This is a genomic window from Corallococcus exercitus (assembly GCF_003611585.1).
Classification (GTDB): domain Bacteria; phylum Myxococcota; class Myxococcia; order Myxococcales; family Myxococcaceae; genus Corallococcus; species Corallococcus exercitus.
Window position 1 is genome coordinate 47,430 of record NZ_RAVW01000006.1, and the last position, 8,240, is coordinate 55,669.

The 8,240-nt window shown below is 65.1% G+C and carries 17 protein-coding genes; all 17 read right to left on the bottom strand.

The annotated features are described in order from the left end of the window. Positions 1-86: 86 nt before the first annotated feature. Positions 87-653, bottom strand: coding sequence for a 50S ribosomal protein L6 (gene rplF / locus D7W79_RS01550; RefSeq protein ID WP_120523539.1), 567 nt, complete (start codon positions 651-653; stop codon positions 87-89). A 64-nt stretch (positions 654-717) separates the two neighbouring features. Next, the gene (gene rpsH / locus D7W79_RS01555; protein WP_120523540.1) at positions 718-1,116 is read right to left on the bottom strand and encodes a 30S ribosomal protein S8; all 399 of its coding nucleotides are present in this window, start codon (positions 1,114-1,116) and stop codon (positions 718-720) included. A gap of 169 nt (positions 1,117-1,285) precedes the next feature. Further along, positions 1,286-1,471 (bottom strand): type Z 30S ribosomal protein S14, encoded by a 186-nt coding sequence (locus D7W79_RS01560; RefSeq protein ID WP_120523541.1) that lies wholly within the window; start codon positions 1,469-1,471, stop codon positions 1,286-1,288. 26 nt (positions 1,472-1,497) lie between these two features. Continuing rightward, entirely contained in the window at positions 1,498-2,151 is a 654-nt protein-coding gene (rplE, locus tag D7W79_RS01565; RefSeq protein WP_120523542.1) for a 50S ribosomal protein L5, read from the bottom strand. Positions 2,152-2,327: 176 nt separating this feature from the next. Further along, positions 2,328-2,657, bottom strand: a complete 330-nt coding sequence (gene rplX, locus D7W79_RS01570) for a 50S ribosomal protein L24 (RefSeq protein ID WP_120523543.1) — start codon at positions 2,655-2,657, stop codon at positions 2,328-2,330. Between the two features lie 42 nt (positions 2,658-2,699). Further along, a complete protein-coding gene (gene rplN, locus D7W79_RS01575; RefSeq protein WP_120523544.1) occupies positions 2,700-3,068 on the bottom strand; it encodes a 50S ribosomal protein L14 in 369 nt (122 codons plus the stop codon). 65 nt (positions 3,069-3,133) lie between these two features. Then, on the bottom strand, positions 3,134-3,460 hold the full coding sequence (gene rpsQ, locus D7W79_RS01580; RefSeq protein WP_169821648.1) for a 30S ribosomal protein S17: 327 nt from the start codon (positions 3,458-3,460) through the stop codon (positions 3,134-3,136). Positions 3,461-3,543: 83 nt separating this feature from the next. After that, positions 3,544-3,750, bottom strand: coding sequence for a 50S ribosomal protein L29 (rpmC, locus tag D7W79_RS01585; protein WP_120523545.1), 207 nt, complete (start codon positions 3,748-3,750; stop codon positions 3,544-3,546). A gap of 75 nt (positions 3,751-3,825) precedes the next feature. Beyond that, the gene (rplP, locus tag D7W79_RS01590) at positions 3,826-4,245 is read right to left on the bottom strand and encodes a 50S ribosomal protein L16 (RefSeq protein ID WP_014395867.1); all 420 of its coding nucleotides are present in this window, start codon (positions 4,243-4,245) and stop codon (positions 3,826-3,828) included. A gap of 63 nt (positions 4,246-4,308) precedes the next feature. After that, positions 4,309-4,971, bottom strand: coding sequence for a 30S ribosomal protein S3 (gene rpsC, locus D7W79_RS01595; RefSeq protein WP_120523546.1), 663 nt, complete (start codon positions 4,969-4,971; stop codon positions 4,309-4,311). Between the two features lie 41 nt (positions 4,972-5,012). Continuing rightward, entirely contained in the window at positions 5,013-5,357 is a 345-nt protein-coding gene (gene rplV, locus D7W79_RS01600) for a 50S ribosomal protein L22 (protein ID WP_120523554.1), read from the bottom strand. Positions 5,358-5,392: 35 nt separating this feature from the next. Continuing rightward, the gene (gene rpsS / locus D7W79_RS01605) at positions 5,393-5,680 is read right to left on the bottom strand and encodes a 30S ribosomal protein S19 (protein ID WP_014395864.1); all 288 of its coding nucleotides are present in this window, start codon (positions 5,678-5,680) and stop codon (positions 5,393-5,395) included. A gap of 13 nt (positions 5,681-5,693) precedes the next feature. Continuing rightward, complete coding sequence (rplB, locus tag D7W79_RS01610) at positions 5,694-6,539, bottom strand: 50S ribosomal protein L2 (RefSeq protein WP_120523547.1); 846 nt, start codon at positions 6,537-6,539, stop codon at positions 5,694-5,696. 38 nt (positions 6,540-6,577) lie between these two features. After that, positions 6,578-6,871 carry a 50S ribosomal protein L23 gene (locus D7W79_RS01615; RefSeq protein ID WP_120523548.1) on the bottom strand — a complete coding sequence of 98 codons (294 nt, stop codon included), beginning with the start codon at positions 6,869-6,871 and terminating at the stop codon, positions 6,578-6,580. Continuing rightward, the gene (gene rplD / locus D7W79_RS01620) at positions 6,868-7,491 is read right to left on the bottom strand and encodes a 50S ribosomal protein L4 (RefSeq protein ID WP_120523549.1); all 624 of its coding nucleotides are present in this window, start codon (positions 7,489-7,491) and stop codon (positions 6,868-6,870) included. Before rplD ends, D7W79_RS01615 begins: the two co-directional genes overlap by 4 nt. Positions 7,492-7,542: 51 nt before the next feature. Further along, positions 7,543-7,851 (bottom strand): 30S ribosomal protein S10, encoded by a 309-nt coding sequence (rpsJ, locus tag D7W79_RS01625; RefSeq protein WP_002633608.1) that lies wholly within the window; start codon positions 7,849-7,851, stop codon positions 7,543-7,545. Positions 7,852-8,046: 195 nt separating this feature from the next. Further along, positions 8,047-8,240, bottom strand: a 194-nt coding sequence (locus tag D7W79_RS01630; protein ID WP_500681240.1) for an EF-Tu C-terminal domain-related protein, incomplete at its 5' end; no start/stop codon positions are given.

Sequence of the window (8,240 nt, forward strand, 5' to 3'; positions counted from 1 at the left end):
CGGCGATGCGGCCTTCCGCCGCCGGATGATTCCGCCAGGTTTCAAGGCCCGGCGGGGTTGAATGCTCGGCGAAGACGCGGCGACGACTAGGTCGTACCGGTCTTGCCCTCCTTGCGACGGATGCGCTCCTCGGCGTACTTGATGCCCTTGCCCTTGTAGGGCTCCGGCGGACGCAGCGAGCGGATGTTGACCGCCGTGGCGCCCAGGACTTCCTTGTCCGCCGAGCGGAGCGTGAGCCCCACCGTGGGAAGGCTGTCCTCGGTACGGGAGACCTTGTCGACTTCCGCCGTCACGCCCTCCGGCAGGTTGAACACCACCGGGTGGGAGTAGCCGAGCGAGAAGTGGATGGCCTTGCCCTTCACTTCCGCGCGGAAACCAACGCCGCGGATGTCGAGGCGCTTCTCGAAGCCCGTAGACACGCCCTTCGCCGCGTTGGCGAGGATGGTCCGCGTCAGGCCGTGCAGGCTGCGGGCTTCGCGCGAGTCGTCCTCACGCTGCACCGTCACCTGGCCCTCCTTCACCTCCACCTTCACCTTGGCGGGGAGCTTGACGGACAGCTTGCCCTTGGGGCCGTCAAAGTTGACCTGCTGGTTGGCGACGTTGACCTTCGTCTTGTCGCCAAGCTTGATCGCCAGTTTTCCAATCCGACTCATGATTGCCTCGTGCTGTCGTCGCCCGGGGCGCGCTCCTCGCGGGGCGCCTCACCCAGGCTCCTGGCTAGTAGACCGTGCAGAGCAGTTCGCCGCCGACCTTCTGCTTCCGGGCCTCGGTGTCCACCAGGATGCCGCGCGAGGTGGAAAGGATGGAGATGCCCATGCCGCCGAGCACCGGCTGGATGTCGCGCACCGCGACGTAGCGGCGCAGGCCGGGCTTCGACACGCGGCGCAGGCCGGTGATGGCCGGGCTGCGGTCCGGGCCGTACTTCAGCTGGACGGTGATCTCGCTCTGCGGCGCGACCTCGTGGATGGTGAAATCCCCGATGTAGCCCTCGTCCTTGAGGACCTTGATGATCTCCACCTTGAGCTTCGAGTGGGGAATGAGAACCTTGTCGTGCCGCGCACGCGAGGCGTTGCGCAGGCGGGTCAGCATGTCGCCGACGGGATCATTGACCGGCATGAAGCACCTTCAAGCAAAGCGGGAGCCCCTTCAGGAGCACACCGCGCTCGCAGCCACCACGCCTGCCGGGCCCATCCCGGGGGTTCGCGGAGACCGCCACTTCCCTTCCACTTCAACCGGCTACCGCCCTGCCCTCTTCAGGACAGGGACGGCTTCCGGGATCCAGCGCCTACCAGGACGACTTGGTGACGCCGGTGATTTCGCCGCGCAGGGCGCGGTGACGCAGGCAGATGCGGCACATCTTGAACTTGCGCAGGAAGGCGCGAGGACGACCGCAGAGCGGGCAGCGGTTGTACTGACGCACGGGGAACTTCAGCTTGCGCTTCGCCTGGGCAATCTTGGAGAGCTTGGCCATGATCGATGGGAGTCCTGGGCTCGGTCCTACTGACGGAACGGCATGCCGAAGTGACGCATCAGCGCCAGTCCCTGCTCGTCGTTCGGGGCGGTGGTGACGAAGCTGATATTGAGCCCCTTCACCTTCTCGATCTGATCGTAGTTGATTTCCGGGAAGATGATCTGCTCGCGGACACCGAGCGTGTAGTTGCCCTTCCCGTCGAAGGCCTTCGGGGACACGCCCTTGAAGTCACGCACGCGCGGCAGCGCGACGGTGATGAGGCGGTCCATGAACTCGAACATGCGGTCGCCGCGCAGCGTGACGGCGGCACCGATGGCCTGGCCCTGGCGCAGCTTGAAGTTCGCGATGGACTTGCGCGCGCGCGTCACGACCGGCTTCTGACCGGTGATGGCAGCCAGCTGGTCCACCGCCGACTCCAGGATCTTGTTGTTGGCGAGCGCCTCGCCCAGACCCATGTTGACGACGATCTTCTCCAGCCGCGGCACTTCCATGGGGTTCTTGAGCCCCAGCTCCTTCATCAGCGCGGGCACGCCTTCCGAACGGAAGCGGTCCTTGAGACGCGCCGAGCGGGCCTTCAGGCCCTCCTCGATGTTCGCGGCGAAGCCGACCTTCTTGGCTTCTTCTTTGCCGCGCTTCTTGCTCTTCTTTTCCTTCGAGTCGGCCTTCTTCTCGTCAGCCATCTGTCATTCCCCTGCTTCGGGGCGCCGTCATGGACCCAGCGCGTCCGATCAGTCCTGCGTCTAGAACGTGGAAACACCCGGAGAGCCCAACCATTTCAGCTCTCTGGACGTGCACGCCCGCTTGCTCCACCACATGGTGGGGCAAGGGGCGCGCATACATGCCCGAACACCGACCCCTAGTCAATCAGGGCGTCACACTGCTTGCAGAACCGCTTGGAGGACTCCCCCTCCTTGCGGATGCCGACGCGCGTCGGCTTGTCGCACTTGGCGCAGACCACCTGGACGTTCGAGAGCGCGATGGTGCCCGGCTTCTCGATGATGCCGCCTTCGGGGCTCTGCGGCGTCTTGCGCATGTGGCGCTTGACCAGGCGCAGGCCCTCGACCGTCACGCGGCCCGCCTCCCGGTCAACCTTCAGCACCTTGCCGCGCTTGGTCGCCGGCGTCTTCTCCGAGCGCTCAGACCCGGAGATGACCTGGATGGTGTCACCGACTTTCAGCTTCTGCATGGCTTCCTCACTCTGGCTGTTCGCCGTCAGGCCTGCGTCCTCTTAGAGGACCTCGGGCGCCAGCGAGATGATCTTCATGAACTTGCGGGCACGCAGCTCACGGGCAACCGGCCCAAAGATGCGCGTCCCGATGGGCTCCAGGTCCTTGTTGATGAGGACCGCCGAGTTGCCGTCGAACTTGATGTAGCTGCCATCCGCACGACCCACCTCGCGACGGGTGCGGACGATGACGGCCTTGGCCACGTCACCCTTCTTCACCTTGGAGTTGGGCAGGGCCTCGCGGATCGACACGACGATGATGTCGCCGATGGAGGCGTACTTGCGCTTGGAGCCGCCGAGAACCTTGATGCAAAACACCTTCTTGGCGCCCGAGTTGTCGGCCACATCGAGCACACTCTGCATCTGAATCATGTGAAGTCTCCTCTTGCTCGAACCCGTCCACGCGCTTCATGGCGCACGGACGCGGTGTGGCCTACCTAGACGTTCTTGCTCTTCTCCAACACCTCGACCACGCGCCAACGCTTGTCCTTCGAAGCGGGCTTGGTCTCGGCGATGCGCACCCGGTCACCCTCGTTGATGGTGACCTTCTTCGGGTAGTCGTGATCCTCGACGTGCGCCTTATACTTCTCGCGCAGGCTCATGATCTTCCCGTACTTCGGGTGGGGAGCACGACGCTGGACGGTGACGACCACCGTCTTCTGCATCTTGTTGGAGGTGACGATGCCCACGCGGGTCTTGGGACGACCCCGGGTGGAGGTCTCGGCAGCGGGCGTTTCGGTCGCTTCAGCCATGTTGGTTCTCACTGTCTGTCATGCACCCGGGCCCTCTGCCCGGATGGCCACGAACATCCGGGTGAGCCCGGATGCCCGCGGATGCACTGCTACTACTACCCCGCCTTCGCGGCCCGGGCCTTCTGGCCCAGGACGGTGAGGATGCGGGCCAGATCACGGCGGTGCTGCACGCCCTCAGCAGGGCTGTCCAGCGAGCCGGTCCGACGCTTGAGCCGATCCTGGACCAGCGTGTCGCGCAGTTCCTTCGCGCGGTTCTGCAGGTCGTCCGTCGACAGGTCCTTCAGTTCCTTCGCAGTCGCCATCTTGGTCTCCTCGGCACAGGAGGCGGGCGCCCTCCCCTGTCACCAGGTGGAGCGCCCGTCCCGTACGGTGCGTGACTACAGCGAGAGTTCGCTGCGGCGCACGATCTTGGTGAGCACCGGCAGCTTCGCCTGCGCCAGCTTCAGCGCACCGGTGGCGATCTCCTGCGTCATGCCCTCCATCTCGTAGAGGACGCGTCCCGGCTTGACGACCGCGACGTAGTACTCCACGCCACCCTTACCGGTACCCATACGGGTTTCGGCGGGCTTCTTCGTGATGGGCTTGTCCGGGAAGATCCGGATCCAGATCTTGCCGCCGCGCTTCACGTGGCGGGTCATCGCGATACGGGCCGCCTCGATCTGGCGCGAGGTGATCCAGCCCGGCTGGAGGCTCACCAGGCCGAACTCACCGTAGGTGAGATCGCTGCCGCGGTGGGCCGAGCCGAACATGCGGCCCTTCTGCATCTTGCGGTATTTGGTTCGAGCAGGCTGAAGCATGGTCGATGTCCTTCGTGCCTTCCGTGCGGGGCGGGTCTCTTAAACCCGCCCCACAGGGGCGTCTTACCGGTTGGTGGGCATGGGGGCCTGGCCGCCCTTGCCGGGGAGGACCTCGCCCTTGCAGATCCAGACCTTGCAGCCAATCTTGCCGTAGGTCGTCTTGGCCTCGGCGAAGCCGAAGTCGATGTCCGCGCGGAGGGTGTGCAGGGGCACGCGGCCCTCGCGGTACCACTCGTAGCGGGCCATCTCGGCGCCACCCAGGCGGCCCGAGCAGGCCACGCGGATGCCCTTGGCCCCGAACTTCATCGCGGTCTGCAGCGCCTTCTTCATGGCGCGGCGGAAGGCGATGCGGCGCTCGAGCTGCGTGGCGATGTTCTCCGCCACGAGCTGCGCGTCGGTCTCGGCCTTGCGGACCTCGACGATGTTCAGGAAGACCTCGTTCTTGGTGAACTGCTGCAGGTCCTTCTTGACGGTCTCGATGCCCGCGCCGCGCTTGCCGATGACGATACCCGGCCGAGCGGTGTGGACGTTGACCTTCACCTTGTTGGCGGCGCGCTCAATCTCCACCTTGGACACGCCCGCGTGGTTCAGCGACTTCTTCACGAACTCGCGGATGCGGATGTCCTCGTGGAGCCACTGGGCGTAGTTCTTGTGCTCGAACCACTTGGAGTCCCAGGTCTTGATGACGCCGAGCCGGAACCCGATCGGATGTACTTTCTGTCCCAAACTGAATCTCCTTGGTGCGTCCGGGCGGGGCCCGACGGGTCCTACTTCTTGGCCTCGGCCAGCACGACGTGGACGTGGGCAGACTTCTTCTGGATGGGCGTCGCGCGCCCCATGGCGCGCGGCATGAACCGGCGCTGGGTGGCGGCCTGGTCCACGGAGATGGTCTTGACGTAGAGCGTATCCACGTCGACCTGACCCTTGGACAGGTCCGTCGCGTTGGCGACGGCGCTCTTGATGAGCTTCTCCACCGGCCGCGCGGCGGCGCGCGGGGTGAACTTCAGGATGTTCAGGGCAGTTTCAACAGGCTTGCCCCGGATGAGCGCCGCGACGAGGGACAGCTTGCGCGGGCTCATGCGCAGGTGACGCAGATGTGCAGTCGACTCCATGGTCATCTCCTCAGGCTCTCAGGCGTGCGAACGGGCTACTTGCCCGGGGCCTTGGCGACCTTCTTCTCCGCCGAGTGCCCACCGAAGGTGCGCGTAGGAGCGAACTCGCCGAGCTTGTGGCCCACCATGTTCTCCGTGACGAACACCGGAATGAACTTCTTGCCGTTGTGAACGGCGAAGGTGTGACCCACGAACTCAGGGAGAATCGTGGAGCGCCGGGACCAGGTCTTGACGACCGCCTTCTTGTTCGCGGCGATCATCCCCTCGATCTTCTTGAGGAGGTGATCGTCAACGAACGGACCCTTCTTGATCGAACGAGCCATGTTTCAAATCCTCTTACTGGCTGCGCGCGCCCTGGCGGCGGCCGCTCACGATGAACTTGTCGGTGCGCTTGTTGGTGCGCGTGGTGAGGCCCTTGGTCTTCTTGCCCCACGGAGACACCGGGTGCGGATTACCCTGGCCGGACTTACCCTCACCACCACCGTGCGGGTGGTCGACAGGGTTCATCGCCAGACCGCGGACGGTGGGACGGATGCCCAGCCAGCGGCTCTTGCCCGCCTTGCCGATGCGGATGATTTCGTGCTCGATGTTGCCCACCTGGCCCACGGTGGCGCGGCACTCGATGAGCACCTTGCGCACGGCGCCCGAGGGCATACGGACCTGGGCGTAGCGCTCCTCCTTCGCCATCAGCTGGCCGGAGGTGCCTGCGGAGCGGATGACCTGGGCGCCACGGCCCGGCTTCAGCTCCACGTTGTGGATGACCGTACCCACCGGGATGTTCTGCAGCGGCAGGCTGTTGCCCGGCCGGATGTCGGCGGCGGAGCCGGCGAACACGGTGTCGCCCACGCTCAGGCCCACGGGGGCCAGGATGTAGCGCTTGTCGCCGTCCGCGTAGTGCAGGAGGGCGATGTTGGCGGTGCGGTTCGGGTCGTACTCGACCGCGACGACCTTGGCCGGCACGCCGTCCTTGTCACGACGCTTGAAGTCGATGACGCGGTAGCGGCGCTTGTGACCGCCACCCTGGTGGCGGCGGGTGATGTGGCCGTGGACGTTGCGGCCACCGGAGCGCTTGATGGGCTCGGTGAGAGACTTCTCCGGCGAGTCCTTGGTGATGTCCGCGAAGTCGGACACCGTCATCAAACGGCGGGCGGCGCTTGTCGGCTTGTACTTCTTGATGCCCATGGTGTGTTCCTCTCAGGCGGATCTGGACGCCAGTGGCGTCAGACCGCTCCCCCTTCGAAGAGTTCGATCTTGTCACCCTCCTTCAGGGTGACGACCGCCTTCTTGAAGTTGGGGCGCTGGCCGATGCTCTTGCCCACCCGCTTCGTCTTGCCACGCACGATGTTGGTGCGAACACCCTCCACCGTGACCTTGAACAGGGACTGGACCGCGCGGGACACGTCGTGCTTCGTGGCCTTGCGGTCCACGATGAACGAGTACTGGCGGAACTTCTCCCGGGCCTTGTCCAGCTTCTCCGTGATGAGAGGGCCCTTGATGACGTCGTTCAGGTTCATGACAGGGACCCCTCGAGCGCCTTCGCGGCGGCGGAAGTCAGGACGATGTGCGAGTGCTTGAGCACGGACTCGAGGTTGAGACCCTCGGGCGGCAGCACGTCGAACTTCGCCAGGTTGCGCACGCTGCGGTGCAGGTTGGTGTTGCCACGCTCGTCGATGACCAGCGCGTTCTGGAGCTTCATGCGGCGCGTGAGCACCTCGAAGGCCTGCTTCGACTTCGGGGCGTCCAGCTTGAAGCCATCCAGGATGATGAGCTGCTTCTCCCGGGCGCGCAGGGACAGCACGGCGCGCAGGGCACCGCGGCGGACCTTGCGGGGCGGCCGGTAGAAGTAGTCGCGGGCCTTGGGGGCCATCGCCTTGCCGCCGCCCACCCAGTGGGAAGCGCGGATCGAGCCCTGACGGGCGCGGCCGGTGCCCTTCTGCTTCCAGGGCTTCTTGCCGCCGCCGCTGACGAGCGAGGTGTTCTTCACCCCGACCGTGCCGCGGCGCCGGTTGATCTGCTGCATCTTCGCCACCTCGTAGAACAGGTGGGTGTTCGGCTCGGCGCCGAAGATCTCGTCGGAGAGCTCGATCTCCGACACCTTCTTCAAATCCAGGTCGACTACGTCAAACTTCGCCATGGCACTTTCCTCGGGGGTCAGAGTGAAACCACTCCGACGCCATCCCGCTTCCTAGGACTTGATCTCGACGTCAACGCCGGCAGACAGATCCAGCTTCATCAGCGCGTCCAGCGTCTGCTGGGTCGGCTCGAGGATATCGAGCAGGCGCTTGTGCGTGCGGATCTCGAACTGCTCGCGGCTCTTCTTGTCCACGTGCGGCGAACGCAACACGGTGAACTTGTTGATGCGCGTCGGCAGGGGGATCGGACCGGCCACCTTGGCGCCCGTGCGCTTGGCCGTCTCGACGATCTCCCCAGCACTCTGGTCCAGGAGCTTCGAGTCGTACGCCTTCAGCCGGATGCGGATCTTCTGTGTCGCCATTCGCAAGAACCTCTTTGAACGACCTCTGGGAACCGTGAGGCGGTACGCCCGTCAACGCCTGGATTTCAGAGAACCGTTTCTTCGGAACGAAGGGGCGCGGTGTGTACCACCACACCCCATGGGTTGCAACTGGATTTCCACCGGCTCCCCGGAACCGCCCCCAAGGGGCCGTCCGGAGAGCCTGTGGGCTGAGTGCTACGCGATGATTTCCGCCACGACGCCCGCGCCCACCGTGCGGCCGCCTTCACGAACCGCGAACCGAAGCTCCTTCTCCATCGCGACCGGGGTGATGAGCTCCACCTCGATGGCGATGTTGTCGCCCGGCATGACCATCTCGACGTTGTCCGGCAGCTTCACCGTGCCCGTCACGTCCGTGGTGCGGAAGTAGA

Bases quoted from the DNA above. Each gene is read 5' to 3' on its own strand.
- rplF (WP_120523539.1), bottom strand. From the start codon at position 653: ATGAGTCGGATTGGAAAACTGGCGATCAAGCTTGGCGACAAGACGAAG.
- rpsH (WP_120523540.1), bottom strand. From the start codon at position 1,116: ATGCCGGTCAATGATCCCGTCGGCGACATGCTGACCCGCCTGCGCAAC.
- D7W79_RS01560 (WP_120523541.1), bottom strand. From the start codon at position 1,471: ATGGCCAAGCTCTCCAAGATTGCCCAGGCGAAGCGCAAGCTGAAGTTC.
- rplE (WP_120523542.1), bottom strand. From the start codon at position 2,151: ATGGCTGACGAGAAGAAGGCCGACTCGAAGGAAAAGAAGAGCAAGAAG.
- rplX (WP_120523543.1), bottom strand. From the start codon at position 2,657: ATGCAGAAGCTGAAAGTCGGTGACACCATCCAGGTCATCTCCGGGTCT.
- rplN (WP_120523544.1), bottom strand. From the start codon at position 3,068: ATGATTCAGATGCAGAGTGTGCTCGATGTGGCCGACAACTCGGGCGCC.
- rpmC (WP_120523545.1), bottom strand. From the start codon at position 3,750: ATGGCGACTGCGAAGGAACTGAAGGACCTGTCGACGGACGACCTGCAG.
- rplP (WP_014395867.1), bottom strand. From the start codon at position 4,245: ATGCTTCAGCCTGCTCGAACCAAATACCGCAAGATGCAGAAGGGCCGC.
- rplV (WP_120523554.1), bottom strand. From the start codon at position 5,357: ATGGAGTCGACTGCACATCTGCGTCACCTGCGCATGAGCCCGCGCAAG.
- rpsS (WP_014395864.1), bottom strand. From the start codon at position 5,680: ATGGCTCGTTCGATCAAGAAGGGTCCGTTCGTTGACGATCACCTCCTC.
- rplB (WP_120523547.1), bottom strand. From the start codon at position 6,539: ATGGGCATCAAGAAGTACAAGCCGACAAGCGCCGCCCGCCGTTTGATG.
- D7W79_RS01615 (WP_120523548.1), bottom strand. From the start codon at position 6,871: ATGAACCTGAACGACGTCATCAAGGGCCCTCTCATCACGGAGAAGCTG.
- rplD (WP_120523549.1), bottom strand. From the start codon at position 7,491: ATGGCGAAGTTTGACGTAGTCGACCTGGATTTGAAGAAGGTGTCGGAG.
- rpsJ (WP_002633608.1), bottom strand. From the start codon at position 7,851: ATGGCGACACAGAAGATCCGCATCCGGCTGAAGGCGTACGACTCGAAG.